General features: G+C 56.4%; 20 protein-coding genes, 2 pseudogenes and 1 other annotated feature. Of the genes and pseudogenes, 14 read left to right on the forward strand and 8 right to left on the reverse strand.

Translation table 11 applies throughout. The features are described 5' to 3' along the window. Positions 1 to 93: 93 nt before the first annotated feature. From QQF33_RS09905 to rpmH, 6 genes and pseudogenes are all read right to left on the reverse strand, one after another. Positions 94 to 1288 (reverse strand): annotated as a pseudogene (locus QQF33_RS09905) (tyrosine-type recombinase/integrase). A 245-nt stretch (positions 1289 to 1533) separates the two neighbouring features. Further along, positions 1534 to 2898 (reverse strand): tRNA uridine-5-carboxymethylaminomethyl(34) synthesis GTPase MnmE, encoded by a 1365-nt coding sequence (gene mnmE, locus QQF33_RS09910; protein ID WP_095284122.1) that lies wholly within the window; start codon positions 2896 to 2898, stop codon positions 1534 to 1536. 102 nt (positions 2899 to 3000) lie between these two features. Further along, positions 3001 to 4647, reverse strand: a complete 1647-nt coding sequence (gene yidC, locus QQF33_RS09915; protein WP_282494060.1) for a membrane protein insertase YidC — start codon at positions 4645 to 4647, stop codon at positions 3001 to 3003. Positions 4648 to 4649: 2 nt separating this feature from the next. After that, positions 4650 to 4907 carry a membrane protein insertion efficiency factor YidD gene (gene yidD / locus QQF33_RS09920; RefSeq protein WP_285157744.1) on the reverse strand — a complete coding sequence of 86 codons (258 nt, stop codon included), beginning with the start codon at positions 4905 to 4907 and terminating at the stop codon, positions 4650 to 4652. After that, positions 4871 to 5230: a ribonuclease P protein component gene (gene rnpA / locus QQF33_RS09925; protein WP_285157745.1), complete on the reverse strand. Its 360-nt coding sequence runs from the start codon at positions 5228 to 5230 to the stop codon at positions 4871 to 4873. The genes yidD and rnpA overlap by 37 nt, the downstream gene beginning before the upstream one ends. A 16-nt stretch (positions 5231 to 5246) precedes the next feature. After that, on the reverse strand, positions 5247 to 5387 hold the full coding sequence (rpmH, locus tag QQF33_RS09930) for a 50S ribosomal protein L34 (RefSeq protein WP_003023858.1): 141 nt from the start codon (positions 5385 to 5387) through the stop codon (positions 5247 to 5249). A 599-nt stretch (positions 5388 to 5986) separates the two neighbouring features. Here rpmH and dnaA point away from each other — a divergent pair. From dnaA to QQF33_RS09985, 11 genes and pseudogenes are all read left to right on the forward strand, one after another. Continuing rightward, the gene (dnaA, locus tag QQF33_RS09935) at positions 5987 to 7381 is read left to right on the forward strand and encodes a chromosomal replication initiator protein DnaA (protein WP_100778280.1); all 1395 of its coding nucleotides are present in this window, start codon (positions 5987 to 5989) and stop codon (positions 7379 to 7381) included. A 4-nt stretch (positions 7382 to 7385) separates the two neighbouring features. Continuing rightward, a complete protein-coding gene (gene dnaN / locus QQF33_RS09940) occupies positions 7386 to 8486 on the forward strand; it encodes a DNA polymerase III subunit beta (protein WP_285151066.1) in 1101 nt (366 codons plus the stop codon). Then, positions 8486 to 9559 carry a DNA replication/repair protein RecF gene (gene recF, locus QQF33_RS09945; RefSeq protein WP_285151064.1) on the forward strand — a complete coding sequence of 358 codons (1074 nt, stop codon included), beginning with the start codon at positions 8486 to 8488 and terminating at the stop codon, positions 9557 to 9559. The genes dnaN and recF overlap by 1 nt, the downstream gene beginning before the upstream one ends. A gap of 28 nt (positions 9560 to 9587) precedes the next feature. Next, positions 9588 to 12002: a DNA topoisomerase (ATP-hydrolyzing) subunit B gene (gene gyrB / locus QQF33_RS09950; RefSeq protein ID WP_285146281.1), complete on the forward strand. Its 2415-nt coding sequence runs from the start codon at positions 9588 to 9590 to the stop codon at positions 12000 to 12002. 172 nt (positions 12003 to 12174) lie between these two features. Next, on the forward strand, positions 12175 to 12987 hold the full coding sequence (yidA, locus tag QQF33_RS09955) for a sugar-phosphatase (protein WP_282494056.1): 813 nt from the start codon (positions 12175 to 12177) through the stop codon (positions 12985 to 12987). A gap of 223 nt (positions 12988 to 13210) precedes the next feature. Continuing rightward, positions 13211 to 13900, forward strand: a complete 690-nt coding sequence (dgoR, locus tag QQF33_RS09960) for a D-galactonate utilization transcriptional regulator DgoR (protein WP_095284130.1) — start codon at positions 13211 to 13213, stop codon at positions 13898 to 13900. Next, complete coding sequence (locus tag QQF33_RS09965; RefSeq protein ID WP_285146280.1) at positions 13897 to 14775, forward strand: 2-dehydro-3-deoxygalactonokinase; 879 nt, start codon at positions 13897 to 13899, stop codon at positions 14773 to 14775. The genes dgoR and QQF33_RS09965 overlap by 4 nt, the downstream gene beginning before the upstream one ends. Then, positions 14759 to 15376, forward strand: coding sequence for a 2-dehydro-3-deoxy-6-phosphogalactonate aldolase (locus QQF33_RS09970; protein WP_285157746.1), 618 nt, complete (start codon positions 14759 to 14761; stop codon positions 15374 to 15376). The genes QQF33_RS09965 and QQF33_RS09970 overlap by 17 nt, the downstream gene beginning before the upstream one ends. Continuing rightward, positions 15373 to 16521 carry a galactonate dehydratase gene (gene dgoD, locus QQF33_RS09975; protein ID WP_285157747.1) on the forward strand — a complete coding sequence of 383 codons (1149 nt, stop codon included), beginning with the start codon at positions 15373 to 15375 and terminating at the stop codon, positions 16519 to 16521. Before QQF33_RS09970 ends, dgoD begins: the two co-directional genes overlap by 4 nt. A gap of 113 nt (positions 16522 to 16634) precedes the next feature. Further along, positions 16635 to 17970, forward strand: a pseudogene (locus QQF33_RS09980) (MFS transporter). Between the two features lie 51 nt (positions 17971 to 18021). After that, a complete protein-coding gene (locus tag QQF33_RS09985) occupies positions 18022 to 19248 on the forward strand; it encodes a DUF3748 domain-containing protein (protein ID WP_285157748.1) in 1227 nt (408 codons plus the stop codon). On the opposite strand, the gene QQF33_RS09990 is transcribed toward QQF33_RS09985, so the two are convergent. Next, entirely contained in the window at positions 19249 to 19581 is a 333-nt protein-coding gene (locus tag QQF33_RS09990; RefSeq protein ID WP_282494051.1) for a YceK/YidQ family lipoprotein, read from the reverse strand. A gap of 246 nt (positions 19582 to 19827) precedes the next feature. Beyond that, positions 19828 to 19900: a sequence feature (ROSE (Repression Of Heat Shock gene Expression) occurs in the 5'-region of heat shock genes and acts as an RNA thermometer to modulate expression.), on the forward strand. On the opposite strand from QQF33_RS09990, the gene ibpA reads away from it, so the two are divergent. From ibpA to QQF33_RS10005, 3 genes are all read left to right on the forward strand, one after another. Next, positions 19894 to 20304: a small heat shock chaperone IbpA gene (gene ibpA / locus QQF33_RS09995; RefSeq protein WP_282494050.1), complete on the forward strand. Its 411-nt coding sequence runs from the start codon at positions 19894 to 19896 to the stop codon at positions 20302 to 20304. It overlaps the preceding feature by 7 nt. Positions 20305 to 20437: 133 nt before the next feature. Beyond that, entirely contained in the window at positions 20438 to 20866 is a 429-nt protein-coding gene (gene ibpB / locus QQF33_RS10000; protein ID WP_282494049.1) for a small heat shock chaperone IbpB, read from the forward strand. Positions 20867 to 21053: 187 nt separating this feature from the next. Further along, positions 21054 to 22715 (forward strand): putative transporter, encoded by a 1662-nt coding sequence (locus QQF33_RS10005; RefSeq protein ID WP_285157749.1) that lies wholly within the window; start codon positions 21054 to 21056, stop codon positions 22713 to 22715. Here the strand turns inward: QQF33_RS10005 and QQF33_RS10010 are convergent. Further along, positions 22683 to 23429 carry a GntR family transcriptional regulator gene (locus tag QQF33_RS10010; RefSeq protein WP_282494047.1) on the reverse strand — a complete coding sequence of 249 codons (747 nt, stop codon included), beginning with the start codon at positions 23427 to 23429 and terminating at the stop codon, positions 22683 to 22685. The two genes, QQF33_RS10005 and QQF33_RS10010, sit on opposite strands and share 33 nt — an antisense overlap. Positions 23430 to 23470 lie beyond the last annotated feature (41 nt).

Consider the following 23470-nt stretch of genomic DNA (forward strand, 5'->3'; position numbering starts at 1 on the left):
ATTTCTATTTTGGTGGCTTTATGCAGCATGTTGAAGTAGCAAAAGTTGGGTACTTAACTATTTAAATCAATTTGTAATAATGCCACATTTTTCCTATTTGACCTCATAAGCCTTCCCAAACTTACCGATAACCATCTTTCGCTCCTCCTCAATCTGCGCATCAACAAAGTCCGCCCAGGACTGAAGCATCTCCCGGCGCTGATTCAGGTACTCTGCACGGTTGTAGACATCGCGAACGCCGCCGATCTTATGTGCCCGGTATTTTCCACCCAGTCTGAGTTGTAGCCCTGCTCATGTAGCAATTTGCTAGCAGTACGCCGGAAGTCATGAATAACTAAATCCCTGACGTTCAGAGCCAGCGTACGCACCGCACAGTTCAGCGTTGTTTTGGAGATCGGGCGTCGGTGGTCGTTTCGGCTGGGGAAGACGTATGGGGTATCTCCGGCCAGAAATTTTAGCTCTTCGAACATCGCCAGCGCCTGCTTTGACAGCGGAACAATATGCGGTTTATCCATCTTCATTCTTTCGCCGGGGATACGCCATTTCAGCGCGTTGAAGTTAACTTCACTCCATGTCGCTTCAATCATCTCCGATTTACGCACCATGCAGATGATCAGCAGGTGCAGAGCCAGCTTGTGGCGTCAGTTTATGTTAGAGGTGTAGATCCACCGTAACAGGATGCCGATCCCTTCTGCGGTTAGCGCCTCGTCACGGCTCGTTACTTGAACGATATAACGAGTTTCGATAGCGGCTGCCGGATTGAAATCGTATAGGCCAGTATGCATTAAGAACTTTTCGCGCCAGCAGCGCGACGTGATCGGAACCCCGTTGCTTGATGCGGTCGAGTACGACCTGAATGTGGGCAGTTGTGAGCTCATCCTGTCCCAACTTCCCGATGATGGGGATGATGTCCTTCTCGATAACACGAGTGATGTTGCGCGGGTCGCAGTTACTTTCTCAACGATATCGATCATCCAGCGTTTGGCGAATGTTTTGACTGTCGTCGGGTCTTTCTGTTTAAGCTTTTCTTCCTGTTTTTTCTGCGCAGGATTGATGTCATAGGCAACCATTGAGCGGCACTTTCACGCCAAAGCCGCTCTTTAGCAAGTGAGAAAGCCGAGTATTCGCCCAGTGTGATCTTTTGCGATTAGTTGTCAAAGCAGTAGCGGAAACGCCAGATTATTTATCCTGTGGGAAGAACTTCAATCACCAGCCCGTCATGATCGGCAAGTTGCCATGGGAGGTTTCTGGGAGCAAGTGTACGTAGTTTGGTATCTGAAAGTGCCATATCTCACATCTACATTGTGTCCATGAGAAGGAATGTTTGAGCGTTTTTTTTACCGGTTTTTATGTCCATTTGATGTGATTTTTAGCACGAAAAATAAACAATGGCACACGGGGAATTTAGAGATGGGCACAATTCAGGACACAAAAATCGCGAATGAACCTGCACGACTATGGACGAGTATGGGAAGTAAAAACCCGCATTAACTGCGGGTTAGTGAACGTTCACGGACGAGGATGGACTAAAACTTATTTCCCGATACAGAAGCTCGAGAAAATCCGGCCCAGCAAATCATCAGAGGTAAATTCGCCGGTAATCTCGCTCAGGCTTTGCTGCGCCAGGCGCAGCTCTTCCGCCAGCAGTTCACCGGCCCAGGCGCCAAGCAGCTGTGCTTTGCCCTGATCGAGGTGATTCGCGGCCTGTTCCAGCGCCTGCAGGTGGCGACGGCGCGCCAGGAAGCCGCCTTCCATGCTCGTATCAAAGCCCATGCTCTGCTTGAGATGGTTACGCAGGTCATCCACGCCTTCACCGGTACGGGCCGACAGGCGGATGAGTGAGTGACCGTTCACATCGCTCAGACCCAGCGTTTCGCCTGTTTTATCGGCTTTGTTACGCACCACGGTGATCGGCAGTTTAGCCGGCAGACGGGCGATAAAGTCTGGCCAGATCTCTGCGGGATCGACCGCGTCGGTGGTGGTGCCGTCGACCATAAACAGCACGCGGTCGGCCTGCTCGATCTCCTGCCACGCGCGTTCGATACCGATGCGCTCCACTTCGTCGCTGGCGTCGCGCAGGCCGGCGGTGTCGATGATGTGCAGCGGCATGCCGTCGATGTGAATATGCTCACGCAGCACGTCGCGGGTGGTCCCGGCGATATCGGTGACGATCGCCGCTTCGCGGCCCGCCAGGGCGTTCAGCAGGCTCGATTTCCCGGCGTTAGGACGACCGGCGATAACTACCTTCATCCCTTCGCGCAGCAGGCTGCCCTGACGCGCTTCGGCGCGCACGGCATCGAGATCGGACATTACGCTGTTGAGCTGTGCTTCGATTTTCCCGTCGGAGAGGAAGTCGATCTCTTCGTCGGGGAAGTCGATTGCTGCTTCGACGTAGATTCGCAGGTGAGTGAGTGCTTCCACAAGATGATTCACGCGCGCGGAAAACGCTCCCTGCAGGGAGTTCAGGGCGGAACGCGCCGCCTGTTCGGAGCTGGCATCGATCAGGTCGGCAATGGCTTCGGCCTGTGCCAGGTCGAGCTTGTCGTTGAGGAACGCGCGCTCGGAGAACTCGCCCGGCTTCGCAATGCGCAGGCCTGGCAAGGTCAGAATACGTTTTAACAGCAGATCGAGGATCACCGGGCCGCCGTGGCCCTGCAGCTCCAGCACGTCTTCGCCGGTAAAGGAGTTAGGGCCGGGGAACCAGAGCGCGATGCCCTGATCCAGCGCGGTGCCGTCGGCGTCTTTAAACGGCAGATAGTCGGCGTAGCGCGGCTTTGGCAGTTTGCCCAGCACGGCTTCGGCCACCTCGCGCGCCTTGAGGCCGGAGATGCGCAGAATGCCTACACCACCGCGTCCCGGTGGGGTTGCCTGGGCGACGATAGTGTCGTTATGGCTCATGGGATGTCTCTTTTTAAAATGTAAAAAGGCGGTCAGATGACCGCCCTTTTTTTACTGTTCCTTCCGCCGGGTGGCGCTTCGCTTACCCGGCCTACTACCGAATCAGGATTTTTTCTTTTCGCGGCTATGCAGGCCACGTTTTTCCAGACCACGGTAGATCAGCTGCTGCTGGATGATGGTCACCAGGTTGCTGACGATATAGTACAGCACCAGACCTGACGGGAACCACAGGAAGAACACGGTGAAGATGACCGGCATGAAGGTCATGATCTTCTGCTGCATCGGGTCGGTCACAGTGGTCGGCGACATCTTCTGAATGAAGAACATCGTTACGCCCATCAGGATCGGCAGGATGTAGTACGGGTCCTGTGCGGACAAGTCATGGATCCACAGAGCGAATGGCGCATGGCGCAGCTCAACGGAACCCATCAGCATGTAGTACAACGCAAGGAAGATTGGCATCTGAATCAGCAGCGGGAAGCAACCACCCAGTGGGTTTACTTTCTCTGCTTTATACAGGGCCATCATTTCCTGGCTCTGACGCTGCTTATCATCGCCCAGCCGCTCACGCATCGCCGCAATCTTCGGCTGCAGCATACGCATCTTCGCCATGGAGGTGTACTGCGCTTTAGTCAGCGGGTACATGATGCCACGAACGATGAAGGTGATAACGATGATGGAGAAGCCCCAGTTACCCAGGAAGCTGTGGATAAATTTCAGCAGCTTAAACAGCGGCTGAGAGATGAACCACAACCAACCGTAATCAACGGTCAGATCCAGGTGCGGCGCCACGGCTGCCATCTTGTCCTGAATCTCAGGACCGACCCACAGGGTGCTTGCCAGCTGACCGGTTTGACCTGGCTGAACCAGAACCGGCTCAGATTTGTAGCCGATGGCCGCAATGCCATTGCCCAGATTCGCGGTATAGAAGTTGTTGGTACCGTTGTTATTTGGCACCCACGCCGTCGCGAAATACTGCTGCAGCATCGCAACCCAACCGCCTTTAGCGCTGACGTTCAGGTTTTCGTTATCGGCGATGGTGTCGAATTTGTATTTCTCGTACTTAGCATCTGGCGTGGAGTACGCCGCGCCACGGAAGGTGTGCAGCGCAAAGTTGCTGCTTCCGGTGTCACGGTGAGACGGCAGATTGATGGACTGCTTCAGCTGACCAAACGTGGACACTTCCAGTGGTTTCTCACCGGCGTTCTGCACGTTATAGCCCACGTTCACCGCATACTCACCGCGTTTCAGGGTGAAGGTTTTGGTGAAGGTGTTGCCCGCGGCGTCAGTGTAAGTCATCGGGATTGACAGTTCGTTCTGACCATCAGCCAGCACGAAGGTGTCGCTTTCGACGTTATACAGTGGACGAGCGCCATTCGCCGGGTTGTCCGGGCCATCACGACCGGTCAGACCGCTCTGAGCCTGATACAGGAACTCAGGCGTCGTTTCCAGCAGCTGGAACGGCTCGTTTGACTTCAGCTCTTTCGGGTAAGTCAGCAGCAGTGCTTGCTCAATATCGCCACCACGGGTGTTGATAGTCAGCTCCAGCACATCGGTTTTCACCGTAATCTGCTTCCCTTGGCCACTGGCCGGTACGCCCTGGTCGGCGGCGCTACCCGCTGCGGTGGTCGTTGTCTGCGTGGTCTGTTGCGGCTGTGGTTGAGGATTTTTATCCTGCTCCCATGCCTGCCAGATCATGAAAGACACGAACAACAAAGCGATGACTAAAAGATTGCGTTGCGAATCCATCGTTAGTGTTCTCTGGTATCAAATGGTCCGGGTGGGACGGGGTCGTCACCACCAGGGTGTAAAGGGTGGCATTTTAATACGCGTTTCACCGTCAACCAACTGCCTTTTATCACTCCAAACCTGCGCAATGCCTCAATTCCGTAGCTGGAACAGGTTGGAGTGAAACGACAATGCGGCCCGAGCAGCGGACTGATCAGGCGCTGATAGACCCGAATGCAGGCTATCAGGACCCTTGAGCCAGGCGACAATGGCGGCACCATAGTTTTTCCAACGCTTCCGAGAGAGCACGGTTATCGAGGTCGGCAACCCCTTTTTTAGCCACCACCACGAAATCCATTGAAGGCAGTTCATGTTGACGTAAACGGAAGCTTTCACGCGTCAGACGTTTAATCCGATTGCGTTCATGCGCGCGCTTGACGTTTTTCTTGGCGACAGTGAGACCGATGCGGGGATGCCCCAGCGAATTTTGGCGGCCGAGGATGGTGATTTGCGGCGTGCCAGCCCGTTGTGGCTGCTGGAAGACGAAAGTGAAATGAGTGGGAGTTAACAAACGTAACTCCCTGGGAAATGCTAGCTTAACCACCAGGGGTTAGCTTTTATTACTTAGAAACGGTCAGACGAGAACGGCCTTTAGCACGACGACGTGCCAGAACCTGACGACCATTTTTATTAGCCATACGAGCACGGAAGCCGTGAGAACGGTTGCGCTTCAGTACAGACGGTTGAAAAGTGCGTTTCATGGCGATTTCTACCTAAACTTGAATAAATTCACTGACTTTCGCGTATACCCGAACGATTATCGAACGACTAACGCCTCAGCGTGGGTGATTAAAGAGGCCGGATTGTAATAATTGTACACTCCGGAGTCAATTCTCTTTCCTTATTTCCCGCGTATTTCCGCACGATATCGCGTGGAAAATGAGCAGCGTCCCGCGCGGAAGTCGAGCATCACGCGCCGGGTGGTGGATTATACGACCTCCCAACCAAAGCGCAAGGATCGTCCAGGATCTTCAATAGATCTTTTAAGCAAAAAATTGTCTGTGCTCATTAATTTTTCCAATATGCGGCCTAAATCGTGGGGCACTCCTGACAGGATCGTTTACACTTACCCGGTTTCGGATCTTCCTGTGGATAAATCGGGAAGAATCTGTGAGAAACAGAAGATCTCTGGCTCAGTTTAGGCTATGATCCGCGGTCCTGATCGGGATCCAATGGGGTCTGGTCAGGTAAAATTGCAGATAGCAATTCGCACGTCACCCTTTGCACAGGGTCTTGTCGACGTGTGCCAACAATCACGAATATTCAGTATCTTTCTTTTATTGTTCGAGTGGAGTCCGCCGTGTCACTTTCGCTTTGGCAGCAATGTCTTGCCCGATTGCAGGATGAGTTACCAGCCACAGAATTCAGTATGTGGATCCGCCCGTTGCAGGCGGAACTGAGCGATAACACGCTGGCTTTGTATGCGCCAAACCGTTTCGTGCTCGATTGGGTAAGGGATAAATACCTAAATAATATCAATGGATTGCTCAATGATTTCTGCGGCACTGATGCCCCGCAGCTGCGTTTTGAAGTCGGTACCAAACCGGTTACGCAAACCGTCAGAGAGACGGTAAACGTCGCGGCTCCGGCCCAGATCCACGTCCCGACACCGCGTATCATTCAGCCCGCTCGTTCTGGCTGGGACAACGTTCCCGCTCCGGCTGAACCGACCTACCGCTCCAACGTTAACGTGAAGCACACCTTCGATAACTTCGTTGAGGGTAAATCGAACCAGCTGGCCCGTGCGGCGGCCCGTCAGGTTGCGGACAACCCGGGCGGCGCCTATAACCCGCTGTTCCTGTATGGCGGCACTGGTCTGGGTAAAACTCACCTGCTGCACGCGGTGGGTAACGGCATTGTGGCGCGCAAGCCCAATGCGAAAGTGGTGTATATGCACTCCGAGCGCTTCGTTCAGGACATGGTAAAAGCCCTGCAAAACAACGCGATCGAAGAGTTTAAACGCTACTACCGCTCCGTTGATGCGTTGCTGATCGATGACATCCAGTTCTTTGCCAATAAAGAACGATCCCAGGAAGAGTTTTTCCACACCTTCAACGCCCTGCTCGAAGGCAATCAACAGATCATTTTAACCTCGGATCGTTACCCGAAAGAGATCAACGGTGTTGAGGATCGTCTGAAATCCCGCTTCGGCTGGGGCCTGACCGTGGCGATCGAGCCACCGGAGCTGGAAACCCGCGTCGCGATCCTGATGAAGAAAGCCGATGAGAACGACATTCGCCTGCCGGGTGAAGTGGCGTTCTTTATTGCCAAGCGTCTACGTTCAAACGTGCGTGAGCTCGAAGGCGCACTGAACCGCGTGATCGCCAACGCCAACTTTACTGGCCGGGCGATTACCATCGATTTTGTGCGTGAAGCGCTGCGCGATCTGCTGGCGTTGCAGGAAAAACTGGTCACGATCGACAATATTCAGAAGACCGTGGCCGAGTACTACAAAATCAAAGTGGCAGATTTGTTGTCTAAACGTCGTTCCCGCTCGGTGGCGAGACCGCGTCAGATGGCGATGGCGCTGGCGAAGGAATTAACCAACCACAGTCTGCCGGAAATCGGTGATGCGTTTGGTGGCCGTGACCATACGACCGTGCTGCACGCTTGTCGCAAGATTGAGCAGTTACGCGAAGAAAGCCACGACATAAAAGAAGATTTCTCCAATTTAATCAGAACATTATCATCGTGATGCTATGAAATTTACCGTTGAACGTGAACATTTATTAAAACCGCTGCAACAGGTGAGTGGCCCGTTAGGTGGCCGCCCGACACTGCCTATTCTTGGAAACCTGCTGCTTCAGGTCGCTGACGGTACGCTGTCGCTGACCGGGACAGACCTCGAAATGGAAATGGTCGCGCGCGTGTCGCTTTCTCAACCGCATGATGCGGGTGCCACCACCGTTCCGGCGCGTAAGTTCTTTGATATCTGCCGTGGACTGCCGGAAGGCGCAGAAATTGCTGTCCAGCTGGAAGGCGACCGTATTCTGGTGCGCTCTGGCCGTAGCCGTTTCTCGCTCTCAACGTTGCCTGCTGCCGACTTCCCGAACCTGGACGACTGGCAGAGTGAAGTTGAATTCACCCTGCCTCAGGCGACGATGAAACGCCTGATTGAAGCGACCCAGTTCTCGATGGCGCATCAGGACGTTCGCTACTATTTAAACGGCATGCTGTTCGAAACCGAAGGTGAAGAGCTGCGTACCGTGGCGACAGACGGCCACCGTCTGGCAGTCTGTTCCATGCCAATTGGCGTGACGCTGCCAAACCATTCGGTGATCGTCCCGCGTAAAGGCGTGATTGAGCTGATGCGTATGCTCGACGGCGGTGAAACCCCGCTGCGCGTGCAGATCGGCAGCAACAACATCCGCGCTCACGTCGGCGATTTTATCTTCACCTCGAAGCTGGTTGACGGTCGTTTCCCTGATTATCGCCGCGTATTGCCGAAGAACCCGGACAAAACGCTGGAAGCGGGCTGCGATATTCTCAAGCAGGCTTTTGCCCGTGCGGCGATCCTCTCTAACGAGAAGTTCCGCGGCGTGCGCCTGTACGTGAGTGAAAACCAGATCAAAATCACCGCCAACAACCCGGAGCAGGAAGAGGCAGAAGAAATTCTGGACGTCACCTACGCCGGGACCGAAATGGAAATCGGCTTCAACGTCAGCTACGTGCTGGATGTGCTTAATGCACTGAAATGCGAAAACGTACGCATTCTGCTGACCGATTCTGTTTCCAGCGTACAGATTGAAGATGCCGCGTCACAGTCGGCTGCTTATGTTGTTATGCCAATGAGACTGTAATGTCGCTCACCCGCTTGCTGATCCGCGACTTTCGCAACATCGAAAGCGCGGATCTCGCTCTATCCCCCGGCTTTAATTTCCTGGTTGGCGCTAATGGCAGCGGCAAAACCAGCGTGCTGGAAGCCATCTACACGCTCGGCCACGGCCGCGCGTTTCGCAGCCTGCAGATTGGTCGCGTTATTCGTCACGAGCAGGACGCGTTTGTGCTGCACGGACGACTGCAGGGCAGCGAGCGTGAAACCTCGATTGGCCTGACGAAAGACAAGCTGGGTGAAAGCAAAGTGCGGATCGACGGCACCGACGGCCACAAAGTGGCCGAACTGGCGCTGCTGATGCCCATGCAGCTGATCACGCCGGAAGGGTTTACGCTCCTCAACGGCGGCCCTAAATACCGCAGAGCTTTCCTCGACTGGGGATGCTTTCACAACGAAGCGGGTTTCTTTACCGCCTGGAGCAACCTGAAACGGCTGCTCAAACAGCGCAACGCCGCGCTGCGTCAGGTCACCCGCTATGCCCAGCTGCGCCCGTGGGACATGGAATTGATTCCGCTTGCGGAACAAATCAGCCGCTGGCGTGCCGAATACAGCGCCGGTATCGCCGCAGACATGGCTGATACCTGCAAACAGTTTTTGCCCGAGTTTTCTCTGACCTTCTCCTTCCAGCGCGGCTGGGAGAAAGAGACGGAATATGCCGAAGTGCTGGAGAGAAACTTCGAGCGCGACCGCATGCTGACCTACACCGCACACGGCCCGCACAAAGCGGATTTCCGCATTCGTGCCGACGGCGCGCCGGTGGAAGACACCCTGTCGCGCGGGCAGCTCAAGCTTTTGATGTGCGCACTGCGCCTGGCGCAGGGCGAGTTTTTAACTCGCGAGAGTGGGCGACGTTGCCTGTATCTATTAGATGATTTTGCCTCGGAACTCGACGACGCGCGGCGCGCGCTGCTTGCCAGCCGCTTAAAAGCCACGCAGTCGCAGGTTTTCGTCAGCGCCATTAGCGCTGAACACGTTATGGACATGTCGGACAAAAATTCGAAGATGTTCACCGTGGAAAAGGGTAAAATAACGGATTAACCCAAGATTAAATGAGCGAGAAACGTTGATGTCGAATTCTTATGACTCCTCCAGTATCAAAGTCCTGAAAGGGCTGGATGCGGTGCGTAAGCGCCCAGGTATGTATATCGGCGATACCGATGACGGCACCGGTCTGCACCACATGGTATTCGAGGTTGTGGATAACGCTATCGACGAAGCGCTCGCGGGTCACTGTAAAGATATTATCGTCACCATCCACGGCGATAACTCCGTTTCCGTACAGGATGATGGCCGTGGTATCCCGACCGGCATTCACCCGGAAGAGGGCGTATCCGCCGCGGAAGTGATCATGACCGTCCTGCACGCAGGCGGCAAATTCGATGACAACTCCTATAAAGTCTCCGGCGGCCTGCACGGCGTGGGCGTTTCCGTTGTGAACGCCCTGTCGCAGAAACTGGAACTGGTCATCTACCGCGAAGGCAAAATTCATCACCAGGTTTACACCCACGGCGTGCCGCAGGCCCCGCTGGCCGTGACTGGCGAAACGGAAAAGACCGGGACCACCGTGCGATTCTGGCCGAGCCACGAAACCTTCTCCAACGTGACCGATTTCGAATATGAGATCCTGGCAAAACGTCTGCGCGAGCTGTCGTTCCTGAACTCCGGTGTCTCCATCCGCCTGCGCGACAAGCGCGACGGTAAAGAAGATCATTTCCACTATGAAGGCGGCATCAAGGCGTTTGTTGAGTACCTCAACAAGAACAAAACCCCGATCCACCCGAACATCTTCTACTTCTCCACCGAAAAAGACGGTATCGGCGTGGAAGTGGCGCTGCAGTGGAACGATGGTTTCCAGGAAAACATCTACTGCTTTACCAACAACATTCCACAGCGCGACGGCGGTACCCACCTGGTCGGCTTCCGTACGGCGATGACCCGTACCCTGAACGCCTACATGGATAAAGAAGGCTACAGCAAAAAAGCGAAAGTCAGCGCCACCGGTGACGATGCCCGTGAAGGCCTGATTGCTGTGGTTTCCGTGAAAGTGCCGGACCCGAAATTCTCCTCTCAGACCAAAGACAAACTGGTCTCTTCCGAGGTGAAATCCGCGGTTGAGCAGCAGATGAACGAACTGCTGAGCGAATACCTGCTGGAAAACCCGTCAGACGCGAAAATCGTCGTCGGCAAAATTATCGATGCGGCGCGTGCCCGTGAAGCGGCGCGTAAAGCCCGTGAAATGACCCGCCGTAAAGGTGCGCTGGATCTGGCCGGTCTGCCGGGCAAACTGGCGGACTGCCAGGAACGCGATCCGGCTCGCTCCGAACTGTACCTGGTGGAAGGGGACTCCGCGGGCGGTTCTGCGAAGCAGGGCCGTAACCGTAAGAACCAGGCGATTCTGCCGCTGAAAGGTAAAATCCTCAACGTTGAGAAGGCGCGCTTCGACAAGATGCTCTCCTCTCAGGAAGTGGCGACGCTGATCACCGCGCTCGGCTGCGGCATCGGTCGCGACGAGTACAACCCGGACAAACTGCGCTATCACAGCATCATCATCATGACCGATGCGGACGTCGATGGTTCTCACATCCGTACCCTGCTGCTGACCTTCTTCTACCGTCAGATGCCAGAGATCGTTGAGCGCGGCCACATCTACATTGCCCAGCCACCGCTGTACAAAGTGAAGAAAGGCAAGCAAGAACAGTACATTAAAGACGACGAAGCGATGGACCAGTATCAGATCTCCATCGCACTGGATGGCGCAACCCTGCATGCGAATGCCCACGCTCCGGCGCTGGCGGGTGAGCCACTGGAAAAACTGGTCTCTGAGTACAATGCAACGCAGAAAATGATCGGTCGTATGGAGCGTCGCTTCCCGCGCACGCTGCTGAAAGAGCTGGTTTATCAGCCGACGCTGGCTGAAGCCGATCTCAGCGACGAACAGACCGTGACCCGCTGGGTGAACGCCCTGGTGACCGAGCTGAACGAAAGCGAGCAGCACGGCAGCATGTGGCAGTTTGACGTTCGCGAGAACGCCGAGCAGCACCTGTTCGAGCCAATCATTCGCGTACGTACGCACGGCGTGGACACAGACTATCCGCTGGATCACGAGTTTGTGACCGGTGGTGAATACCGTCGTCTGTGCACCCTGGGCGAGAAACTGCGCGGCCTGATCGAAGAAGACGCGTTTATCGAACGTGGCGAACGTCGTCAGCCGGTGGCCAGCTTCGAGCAGGCGCTGGACTGGCTGGTGAAAGAGTCCCGTCGTGGTCTCTCCATTCAGCGTTATAAAGGTCTGGGCGAAATGAACCCGGATCAGCTGTGGGAAACCACCATGGATCCGGAAAGCCGTCGCATGCTGCGCGTGACCGTGAAAGATGCGATTGCCGCTGACCAGCTGTTCACTACCCTGATGGGCGACGCCGTTGAGCCGCGCCGCGCCTTCATCGAAGAGAACGCCTTGAAAGCAGCGAATATCGACATTTAATTCAGGCAGTCGGTTTTGCAGGCCCGGTGAGCGTAGCGCCGCCGGGCTTTTCTTTGCCCGCAAAAGAGGAATCCCCCTCTAAACCCCATCCCCCTTTATCCACGACTCTTTTACTGTTTTCTGTGCGGAATCGCGTTAGCATGAGGACAGACTCATTTAAATCGGGGATCTCATGGCCATCAAACTCATTGCAATCGATATGGACGGCACGCTGCTGCTGCCAGACCACACCATCTCTCCTGCCGTTAAAAACGCGATTGCCGCCGCCCGCGCGAAAGGCGTGAACGTGGTGCTGACCACGGGTCGTCCGTATGCCGGTGTGCACAGCTATCTGAAAGAGCTGCACATGGAACAGCCGGGCGATTACTGCATCACCTACAACGGTGCGCTGGTGCAGAACGCCAGCGATGGCAGCACCGTCGCGCAAACGGCGCTGAGCTATGACGATTACCTGTATCTGGAAAAACTGTCCCGCGAAGTGGGTTCTCACTTCCACGCCCTCGATCGCAACACGCTCTACACGGCGAACCGCGACATCAGCTACTACACGGTGCATGAATCCTTTGTGGCGACCATCCCGCTGGTGTTCTGCGAGCCGGAAAATATGGACCCTGCCACGCAGTTCCTGAAAGTGATGATGATCGATGAGCCCGCGATTCTGGACCAGGCTATCGCCCGCATCCCGGCGGACGTGAAAGAGAAATACACCGTGCTGAAAAGTGCGCCGTACTTCCTCGAAATCCTCGACAAACGCGTCAATAAAGGCACCGGCGTGAAATCGCTGGCCGATACGCTGGGCATTAAGCCGGAAGAGATCATGACCTTAGGCGATCAGGAAAACGACATCGCCATGATCGAATACGCAGGCATGGGCGTGGCGATGGAAAACGCGATCCCGTCCGTGAAAGAGGTGGCTAACTTCGTCACCAAATCGAACCTTGAAGACGGCGTGGCCTACGCTATCGAGAAGTTTGTGCTGAATTAATCACTGCTCATCCATCAGCCTCGGTTATCTACCGGGGCTTTTTTTTGCCTGTCGATCGCCGCATTGTTCTTTTTGTGATCTGGATTGTAGTACAACACAATATGATTGTACTACGATGCACTCATGGAATTGACGAAAGGCCTCACGTTTGTACTGCAAAAGTGAGGCGAAACTCAGCGGTCGCGGTAAAGTAGTGATGGATAAAACGAAATCAGGACTCTCCATGACTCTCAATAAAACCGACCGCATCGTCATTACGCTGGGCAATCAGATTGTCAGCGGAAAATACGTACCGGGTTCGCCGCTGCCCGCCGAGGCAGAGCTGTGCGAGGAGTTTGAAACCTCGCGGAACATCATCCGCGAAGTCTTTCGCTCGCTGATGGCGAAACGGCTGATCGAAATGAAGCGTTATCGCGGGGCCTTTGTCGCGCCGCGTAACCAGTGGAACTACCTCGATACCGACGTTCTGCAGTGGGTGCTGGAGAACGACTACGACCCGCGGCTCATCGGGGCGATGAGCGAGGTGCGTAACCTGGTGGAACCGGCCATTGCCCGCTGGGCAGCGGAACGGGCGACATCGGGTGACCTGGCGCAGATTGAAGCGGCGCTCAACGACATGATCGCCAACAACCAGGACCGGGATGCCTTTAACGAAGCGGATATCCGCTACCACGAGGCGGTGCTGGAGTCGGTACATAACCCGGTTTTACAGCAGCTTAGCGTGGCCATCAGCTCGCTACAGCGCGCAGTATTTGAACGGACCTGGATGGGTGATGAGGCCAACATGCCCCAGACGCTCCAGGAACATAAAGCGCTGTTCGATGCGATACGGCATCAGGACAGCAATGCGGCAGAGCAGGCGGCGCTCCATATGATCGCCAGCTCGACACGAAGGTTAAAGGAAATCACATGACATCTCGCTACATCGCCATCGACTGGGGATCGACCAATCTGCGCGCCTGGCTGTATGAAGGCGACAGATGCCTGGAGAGCAGGCAGTCCGAAGCAGGCGTCACGCGCCTGAACGGCAAATCCCCGCAGGCGGTGTTAGCAGAAGTCACAGAAGACTGGCGCGAAGGCGCCACACCGGTGGTGATGGCAGGAATGGTCGGCAGTAACGTGGGCTGGAAGGTTGCCCCTTATTTGCCGGTTCCTGCTCATTTCGACGCCATTGATCAGCAGTTAACGTCCGTTGGCGACAATATCTGGATCATTCCAGGGCTGTGCGTCTCCCGGGACGATAACCACAACGTGATGCGCGGCGAAGAGACACAGCTGCTCGGCGCGCGCACCCTTTCTCCTTCTTCTGTCTATGTCATGCCCGGAACGCACTGCAAATGGGTGCAGGCCGACGCGCAGCAAATTCACGATTTTCGTACCGTGATGACGGGTGAATTGCACCACCTGCTGCTGCGTCATTCGCTGGTGGGCGCGGGCCTGCCAGAACAGGAACCGTCTCCTGAGGCCTTTGCTGCCGGGCTGACGCGCGGTCTCGCCTCGCCTGCCGTTCTGCCACAACTTTTTGAAGTTCGCGCCTCACACGTGCTGGGAAATCTCCCGCGTGAACAGGTCAGCGAATTTCTCTCCGGTCTGCTGATTGGTGCCGAAGTCGCCACCCTGGGCGAACAGTTCGCCGGGCAGCAGGCCATCACCCTTGTCGCGGGTTCAGCATTAGCCGCTCGCTACCAGCAGGCGTTCCGCGCCTTTGGTCGTGAAGCGGCAGTGGTTGAAGGCGACGTGGCATTTCAGGCAGGAATAAGGAGCATCGCTCATGCAGTGGCAAACTAATCTCCCTCTCATCGCGATTTTACGCGGCATCACGCCGGACGAAGCGCTGGCGCACGTCGGTGCCGTCATCGACGCCGGATTTGACGCGGTGGAAATCCCGCTCAACTCGCCGGAGTGGGAAAAAAGCATCCCGGCGGTCGTCGATGCGTATGGCGATAAAGCGCTGATTGGCGCAGGTACGGTGTTGAAACCCGAGCAGGTCGATCAGCTCGCCAACATGGGCTGCAAGCTTATCGTCACGCCCAACATTCAGCCGGACGTGATCCGCCGCGCAGTGAGCTACGGCATGACCGTCTGCCCAGGCTGTGCGACAGCGACAGAAGCCTTTACCGCGCTGGACGCAGGCGCTCAGGCGCTGAAAATTTTCCCGTCGTCGGCCTTCGGCCCGGATTACATCAAAGCGCTGAAAGCGGTGCTTCCGGCTGACGTCCCGGTCTTTGCCGTCGGCGGTGTGACGCCAGAAAACATGGCGCAGTGGATTAACGCTGGCTGCGCCGGGGCGGGTCTGGGCAGCGATCTGTATCGTGCCGGGCAGTCCGTTGAACGTACCGCAGCGCAGGCCGCCGCGTTCGTTAAAGCGTACCGGGAGGCGACGAAATGAAAATTACGAAAGTCACCACCTACCGTTTACCCCCGCGCTGGATGTTTTTGAAAATTGAAACCGATGAAGGCATCGTTGGCTGGGGCGAGCCGGTGATTGAAGGCCGCGCGCGCACCGTGGAAGCGGCAGTGCATGAGCTGAGCGAACTCCTGATCGGCCAGGACCCGGCACGTATCAACGATCTGTGGCAGGTAATGTATCGCGGCAGTTTCTACCGCGGCGGCCCGATTCTGATGAGCGCTATCGCCGGTATCGACCAGGCGCTGTGGGATATCAAAGGCAAAGTGCTGAACGCGCCGGTCTGGCAGCTGATGGGCGGCCTGGTGCGCGACAAAATCAAAGCCTACAGCTGGGTCGGCGGTGACCGTCCGGCTGAGGTCATCGAGGGGATCAAAACCCTGCGCAAAATCGGCTTTGATACCTTCAAGCTCAACGGCTGCGAAGAGATGGGCGTGATTGATAACTCCCGCGCGGTGGATAACGCCGTCAATACCGTGGCGCAAATCCGCGAAGCCTTCGGCAATGAGATTGAGTTTGGCCTCGATTTCCACGGTCGCGTCAGCGCGCCGATGGCGAAAGTGCTGATCAAAGAGCTGGAGCCTTACCGTCCGCTGTTCATCGAAGAGCCGGTGCTGGCGGAACAGGCTGAGTACTATCCGAAGCTGGCAGCACAAACCCATATTCCGATCGCGGCGGGCGAACGTATGTTCTCGCGCTTCGAATTCAAACGGGTGCTGGAAGCGGGCGGTCTGGCGATTCTGCAGCCAGATCTGTCCCACGCGGGTGGCATCACCGAGTGCTACAAAATCGCGGGGATGGCCGAAGCCTACGACGTGGCGCTGGCCCCGCACTGTCCCCTCGGGCCGATCGCGCTGGCTGCCTGTCTGCATATCGACTTTGTTTCCCGCAACGCGGTGTTGCAGGAGCAGAGCATGGGCATCCACTACAACAAAGGCGCAGAGCTGCTCGACTTCGTGAAAAACAAAGCAGACTTCAACATGGAAGGCGGCCACTTCAAACCGTTAACCAAACCGGGCCTGGGCGTGGAGATTGACGAAGCCAAAGTCATCGAAATGAGCAAGCAGGCTCCGGACTGGCGCAATCCGCTGTGGCGATATGAGGACGGCTCCGTCGCCGAGTGGTAATTCGCCGGATGGCGCTGCGCTTATCCGGCCTACTGTCCCGTAGGCCCGGTAAGCGCAGCGCCACCGGGCAAAAATCCTAAACAAAAAACATAACCCTCTGTAACTTACAGGGCATGGTGACGTGTATCGCTATGCCCAAAATCTGGAGACAGATTAATGGATATTTCTGTGACTACCGCAAAAACAGGCCGTCGTCGTTACCTGACGCTGCTGATGATTTTTATTACCGTAGTGATTTGCTACGTCGACCGCGCCAACCTGGCCGTGGCCTCCGCGCATATTCAGAAAGAGTTTGGCATTTCGAAAACGGAGATGGGCTACATCTTCTCGGCGTTTGCCTGGATGTACACTATTTGCCAGATCCCTGGCGGACGCGTGCTGGACCGCCTGGGCTCCCGCACCACCTATTTCATTGCCATTTTCGGCTGGTCCGTCGCGACGCTGTTACAGGGTTTTGCCACCGGTCTGCTGTCGCTGATTGGTCTGCGCGCCATTACTGGAGTCTTCGAAGCGCCCGCTTTCCCGACCAATAACCGGATGGTGACCAGCTGGTTCCCGGAGCAAGAACGCGCCTCGGCGGTGGGGTTCTACACCTCCGGGCAGTTCGTCGGCCTGGCGTTCCTGACGCCGCTGCTGATCTGGATCCAGGAGATGTTGAGCTGGCACTGGGTGTTTATCATCACCGGTGGGATCGGCATCATCTGGGCGCTCATCTGGCATAAAGTTTACCAGGCTCCGCGCAAAACCAAGGGTATCACTCAGGCCGAGCTGGATTACATTGAACAGGGCGGCGGGCTGGTGGACGGCGATGCGCAGATCGAAAACAAGGTTCGCGCGCCGCTGACCAAAGCTGACTGGAAACTGGTGTTCCATCGCAAGCTGGTAGGCGTTTACCTGGGTCAGTTCGCGATTGCCTCCACCCTGTGGTTCTTCCTGACCTGGTTCCCGAACTACCTGACTCAGGAAAAAGGTATCACCGCGCTGAAAGCCGGTTTCATGACCACGGTGCCGTTCCTGGCGGCATTTGTCGGCGTGCTGTTGTCCGGCTGGATTGCCGACAGATTAGTGCGCAAAGGCTACTCGATTGGTTTCTCGCGCAAGCTGCCGATCATCTTTGGCTTGCTGATCTCCACCTGCATCATGGGCGCGAACTACACCAATGACCCGGTGTGGATCACCGTGCTGATGGCGGTCGCCTTCTTCGGCAACGGTTTTGCGTCGATTACCTGGTCGCTGGTCTCTTCGCTGGCACCGATGCGCCTGATTGGCCTCACCGGCGGCGTGTTTAACTTTGCCGGCGGTTTAGGCGGGATCACGGTGCCGCTGGTGATTGGCTATCTGGCGCAGGCGCACGGCTTTGCGCCCGCCCTGACCTACATCTCCGTCATCACCCTGATTGGTGCGCTCTCCTACATCCTGCTGGTGGGCGATGTTAAACGAGTAGGCTAAATCTTCGCGATGCTTTACCCTGATGCGATATCCGCGCATCAGGGTCTTTTCATGAAACAAATCACCTACGCTCCCCGCAATCATCAGCTTACGAACATCAACACCTGGACGCCTGACAGCCAGTGGCTGGCGTATGACGTGCGCCCATCCGGCGCGTCTTTTACCGGCGAGACGATCGAGCGAGTTAATGTGAAAACGGGCGAAACCGAGGTGATCTATCGCGCTGAACAGGGCGCGCACGTCGGCGTGGTGACCGTTCATCCCACGGATGACCAATACGTCTTCATTCATGGCCCGGAAAACCCGGATGCAAGCTGGCAGTATGATTTTCACCACCGTCGCGGCGTGATAGCGCAAAACGGCCAGGTGAAAAATCTCGATGCGATGGACATCACCGCACCCTTTACCCCCGGCGCGCTGCGCGGCGGCAGCCACGTTCACGTTTTTAGTCCCAACGGGCAATTCGTCAGCTTTACCTATAACGACCATGTCCTGCATGAGCGCGACGTGGCGCTGGATCTGCGTAACGTCGGCGTCGCCGCGCCGTTTGGCCCGGTCACCCCGCAGGGTAACCATCCGCGCGAATATGCGGGAACATTCTGGAGCGTGCTGATCAGCCGCACGACCCCGACACCGCGCCCAGGCAGCGATGAGATCAATCGCGCCTACGAAGAGGGCTGGGTGGGAAACAACCGGATAGCCTTTATCGGCGACACGCTGTCTGAGCACGGCGAAAAAGTGCCGGAGCTGTTTATCGTCGATCTGCCTAAAGATGAGGCAGGCTGGAAGCGCGCAGGCGACGCGCCGCTGGAAGGCACAGTGGAAAACATGCCCGCACCGCCCGCAGGCGTGATGCAGCGTCGTTTAACCTTCACCCATGAAAATCGTTATCCGGGGCTAGTCAACGTGCCGCGCCACTGGGTGCGCAGCAACCCTCAGGGGAGCGAGATCGCGTTTCTGATGCGCGATGATAACGGGATTGTGCAGCTGTGGCTGATTGCCCCAGAGGGCGGCGAACCGCGCCAGCTGACACATAACCAGAGCGATGTTCAGTCGGCGTTTAACTGGCATCCGTCGGGCGACGCGCTCGGTTTTGTGCTGGATAATCGCATTGCCTGCTGCGATGCGCACAGCGGAAAAGTGACGTTTCTGACGTCCGATCACGGCAATCCGCCGTCGGGCGATGCCGTGGTGTTCTCACCGGATGGCCGTTATGTGGCGTGGATGGAAGAGACAGTCGGTTTCCGTCAGCTTTGGGTGACAGAAACCGGAGAGTAATCAGGGGGCAGACATCTCGGCGGGCGGGATAACGGCGTTGGTCATCTTCGTCTGCTGCTCGCTTTTTTCGACGCGTGACCGCACTGAGCTATCGGTGCGGAACAGATCCCACGGCACCAACAGCGTGTCCATCACCGCCGTAAACGGCAGATCCAGAATCACCAGGGATTTGGTGCCCCAGTTGGTCTCGTCATCCGAGATCATATTCGCGCTGGCGCGCGTGCCCGGATATGTTCCTTCTTTACCGCCGGTGTGAGACATCACGCTCGAACACCCGCAAAGTAAAACCACTACGCTGCATGTTGTCAGCTTTATCAGAACATTTTTCATCATCAGTCAATCAATGTTAATGGCACGACATAACGGCAATATCGAGTTATAGCGAGCCATGTACGAAAAGAATAGCTGGAAAGCGCTGCTCTGTGGCAGGCATCGCAATTTCACTCTTTGTGCTGTAGTCCCAGTCTATGCGAGTCCTCGCAAAGTGCAAAAAAATCTCGCATTTAACCTCTTGAAAAGACCGAAACCAAACCCATTTTAGAGAGGTAGCCGAAGAACGAACACGCCTGATGGGTGTTTGGTGGCACAACGGCCTGTCCATGGTGGAAGGCAAACATTACTCGCTGATTTCAGGAGCTTTGATCTATGCGTAATTTCGATTTTTCCCCGCTGTACCGTTCTGCAATTGGTTTCGATCGCCTGTTCAACCATTTAGAAAATAACTCAAGCCAGAGTAACGGCTACCCTCCATACAACGTTGAGCTGGTTGACGAAAACCACTACCGCATCGCGATTGCCGTCGCCGGTTTTGCCGAGAGCGAACTGGAAATCACCGCGCAGGACAACCTGCTGGTGGTGAAAGGGGCGCATACCGCCGAGCAGAAAGAGCGTACCTATCTCTACCAGGGCATTGCTGAGCGCAACTTTGAGCGCAAATTCCAGCTCGCTGAGAACATCCACGTTCACGGTGCGAACCTGGTCAACGGCCTGCTGTTTATCGATCTGGAACGTGTGATTCCGGAAGAGAAAAAACCGCGCCGTATCGAGATCAACTAATTAAGCGGGTCGCCTGTGCGGCCCACCCAGAGTGGCTTGCCGAAACGGGAGCCGGTGCGAATCCGTCAGGATTTGCAGGAACAACTGCGCACTAAAAACAGTGCTTAACTCGCTTCTCAGAAGGAGATTAACGATGCGTAACTACGATTTATCCCCCCTGCTGCGTCAGTGGATTGGTTTTGACAAACTGGCTAACGCCCTGCAAAGCACGGCTGAACAACAGAGTTTTCCGCCGTACAACATCGAAAAGAGCGATGACAACCACTACCGCATCACGCTGGCGCTGGCCGGGTTCCGTCAGGACGATCTCGATATCCAGCTCGAAGGCACGCGTCTGACCGTGAAAGGGACGCCGGAAAAACCGCAAACCGAGACCCAGTGGCTGCATCAGGGCCTGGTGACTCAGCCGTTTAGCCTGAGCTTTACCCTGGCCGACCATATGGAAGTCTCAGGTGCGACCTTTACCAACGGGCTGTTGCACATCGACCTGACGCGCAACGTACCGGAAGCCCTGGCCCCGCAGAAAATCGCGATCAGCGAGCGTCCGGCGTTGAATAGCTAATACGCTGTGTTGCTCTTCTCCCTCTCCCACAGGGAGAGGGCCGGGGTGAGGGCACCAGACCGCACAAGGCCCGACCTCTCCAAAGCCCCGCTTCGGCGGGGCTTTTTTGTGCGCCATCACCCATACATTCCCCGCAACCTCTGCGAGAATCCCCTTAATCACTAAGGATATGCGCAGGGAAAAGGTCATGAGTGATATCGCGTTAACGGTTAGCGTGTTGGCCCTGGTTGCGGTGGTTGGGCTGTGGATTGGCAATATCAAAATCCGCGGTGTCGGATTTGGCATTGGCGGGGTGCTGTTCGGCGGGATTTTTGTCGGCCATTTCGCCGATCAGCTTGGGCTGACGCTCAGCGCGGAAATGCTGCACTTCATTCAGGAATTCGGCCTGATCCTCTTCGTCTACACCATCGGTATTCAGGTCGGCCCTGGTTTTTTCGCCTCGCTTCGCGTCTCCGGCCTGCGCCTGAATCTCTTTGCCCTCGGCATAGTGGTGATGGGCGGTCTCGTTACTGCCATTCTGCACAAACTCTTTGAAATTCCGCTTCCGGTGGTGCTGGGGATCTTCTCCGGCGCGGTCACCAACACCCCTGCATTGGGGGCCGGGCAGCAAATCCTGCGCGACCTCGGCATTGCGCCCGACGTCGTCGATCAAATGGGGATGAGCTATGCGATGGCCTACCCGTTCGGGATTTGCGGCATTCTGCTGACCATGTGGCTGGTGCGCGTGCTGTTTCGCATCAACGTCGATGACGAGGCGAAAAAGCATGAATCGACGATGACCAACGGCCACATGCTGATCAAAACCATCAACATCCGCGTCGAAAACCCCAATCTGAACCAGATGGCGATTCAGGACGTGCCGATCCTGAACAGCGCCAACATCATCTGCTCACGCCTGAAACGCGACGAGATGCTGATGGTGCCCTCGCCGGGCACCGTGATTCAGCTCGGCGACTTACTGCATCTGGTCGGCCAGCCTGGCGATCTGCACAGCGCTCAGCTGGTGATCGGTCAGGAGGTGGATACGTCGCTCTCCACGCGCGGCACCGACATGCGCGTCGAACGCGTGGTGGTCACCAACGAGCAGGTTCTGGGTAAGAAAATCCGCGATCTGCAGGTGAAAGAGCGCTACGACGTGGTGATCTCACGTCTTAATCGCGCGGGCGTTGAGCTGGTCGCCAGCCCGGATGCTAGCCTGCAGTTCGGCGATATCCTCAATCTGGTGGGCCGCCCGTCGTCCATCGATGCCGTCGCCGATATGGTCGGCAACGCGCAGCAAAAATTGCAGCAGGTGCAGATGCTGCCAGTGTTTATCGGCATTGGGCTCGGCGTGCTGCTCGGCTCTATTCCCCTGTACGTGCCCGGTTTCCCGGTGGCGCTGAAGCTCGGCCTGGCGGGTGGGCCACTGATCATGGCGCTGATTCTGGGGCGGATCGGCTGTATCGGGAAGCTGTACTGGTTCATGCCGCCGAGCGCGAACCTGGCCCTGCGCGAGCTGGGGATTGTGCTGTTCCTGTCGGTGGTGGGGCTGAAATCCGGCGGGGACTTCATCCATACCCTGACCCAGGGCGAGGGGATAAGCTGGATTGGCTACGGGATTATCATCACGGCGGTGCCGCTGCTGACGGTCGGGATACTGGCGCGAATGTTCGCGAAGATGAACTACCTGACCCTCTGCGGGATGCTGGCCGGGTCGATGACCGATCCACCCGCGCTGGCCTTCGCCAATAACCTGCACGCCACCAGCGGCGCGGCGGCGCTTTCGTACGCCACCGTTTATCCGCTGGTGATGTTCCTGCGCATCATCACCCCGCAGCTACTGGCCGTGCTGTTCTGGGGGATAGGCTAACAGCTCGTCCGGGTGGATGCGCCGCAGATGGTAGTCCACCTGATAATCGCTGGTATTACGGAACATCACCGAATAATTGAGGAACTCGCCGCTGTCGCTGTAGGAAAGGGAGGTAATGCGCAGCAGCGGCGTCTGTTCCGGTAAGTTCATCAGGTTTGCCATCTGGCGGTCCGCCAGCACCGGCGTCAGGCTCTCGTAATTCCCGCTGATGGTGATCCCGCACTCCTTCTCGATGTAATCAAACTTCGACCCCTCAAGATGCGCCAGCGACAGGTTGCGAAACAGCTTCACGGGCATAAAGCTGTCCTCCAGCATCAGCGGTTTTCCCTCGACGTAACGCACCCGGCGCGAAAAGTAGATCCGCTCATCTATCTGGATGCGCAGCTGGCTGGCGATAGCGGGCGGGGCGGGCATCACTTCAAACTGCAATACCTTGCTCTGCACCTCTTTACCCTGCTGGCGTAGCACCTCCACCAGCCCGGTCAGATTGGTGGTTTCGTGGTGAACGTCCTTGCGCGCGACAAAGGTGCCGCTGCCGTGACGGCGCACCACCAGCCCCCAGCCGACCAGCAGATCGATAGCCTTGCGGATCGTCATGCGCGCCACGCCGAACTCCTGCGCCAGCGCTTTTTCGCCGGGCAGCGGGCTGCCGACGTTGTAATCGGACGAATTGAGCCGCAACCGGAGTCTGTCGGCTATGGATTTGTAGATCACCTGTAGACCTCTCTGCGCTGATTCATTCGGGCATTGCGTCT

Source organism: Lelliottia wanjuensis, assembly GCF_030238365.1.
GTDB classification, from domain to species: Bacteria; Pseudomonadota; Gammaproteobacteria; order Enterobacterales; family Enterobacteriaceae; genus Enterobacter; species Enterobacter wanjuensis.

Excerpts from the sequence above, each read along its gene's own strand:
- mnmE (WP_095284122.1), bottom strand. The coding sequence starts at position 2,898 with ATGAGCCATAACGACACTATCGTCGCCCAGGCAACCCCACCGGGACGC.
- yidC (WP_282494060.1), bottom strand. The coding sequence starts at position 4,647 with ATGGATTCGCAACGCAATCTTTTAGTCATCGCTTTGTTGTTCGTGTCT.
- yidD (WP_285157744.1), bottom strand. The coding sequence starts at position 4,907 with ATGGTGCCGCCATTGTCGCCTGGCTCAAGGGTCCTGATAGCCTGCATT.
- rpmH (WP_003023858.1), bottom strand. The coding sequence starts at position 5,387 with ATGAAACGCACTTTTCAACCGTCTGTACTGAAGCGCAACCGTTCTCAC.
- dnaN (WP_285151066.1), top strand. The coding sequence starts at position 7,386 with ATGAAATTTACCGTTGAACGTGAACATTTATTAAAACCGCTGCAACAG.
- recF (WP_285151064.1), top strand. The coding sequence starts at position 8,486 with ATGTCGCTCACCCGCTTGCTGATCCGCGACTTTCGCAACATCGAAAGC.
- gyrB (WP_285146281.1), top strand. The coding sequence starts at position 9,588 with ATGTCGAATTCTTATGACTCCTCCAGTATCAAAGTCCTGAAAGGGCTG.
- yidA (WP_282494056.1), top strand. The coding sequence starts at position 12,175 with ATGGCCATCAAACTCATTGCAATCGATATGGACGGCACGCTGCTGCTG.
- dgoR (WP_095284130.1), top strand. The coding sequence starts at position 13,211 with ATGACTCTCAATAAAACCGACCGCATCGTCATTACGCTGGGCAATCAG.
- QQF33_RS09965 (WP_285146280.1), top strand. The coding sequence starts at position 13,897 with ATGACATCTCGCTACATCGCCATCGACTGGGGATCGACCAATCTGCGC.
- QQF33_RS09970 (WP_285157746.1), top strand. The coding sequence starts at position 14,759 with ATGCAGTGGCAAACTAATCTCCCTCTCATCGCGATTTTACGCGGCATC.
- dgoD (WP_285157747.1), top strand. The coding sequence starts at position 15,373 with ATGAAAATTACGAAAGTCACCACCTACCGTTTACCCCCGCGCTGGATG.
- QQF33_RS09985 (WP_285157748.1), top strand. The coding sequence starts at position 18,022 with ATGAAACAAATCACCTACGCTCCCCGCAATCATCAGCTTACGAACATC.
- QQF33_RS09990 (WP_282494051.1), bottom strand. The coding sequence starts at position 19,581 with ATGATGAAAAATGTTCTGATAAAGCTGACAACATGCAGCGTAGTGGTT.
- ibpA (WP_282494050.1), top strand. The coding sequence starts at position 19,894 with ATGCGTAATTTCGATTTTTCCCCGCTGTACCGTTCTGCAATTGGTTTC.
- ibpB (WP_282494049.1), top strand. The coding sequence starts at position 20,438 with ATGCGTAACTACGATTTATCCCCCCTGCTGCGTCAGTGGATTGGTTTT.
- QQF33_RS10005 (WP_285157749.1), top strand. The coding sequence starts at position 21,054 with ATGAGTGATATCGCGTTAACGGTTAGCGTGTTGGCCCTGGTTGCGGTG.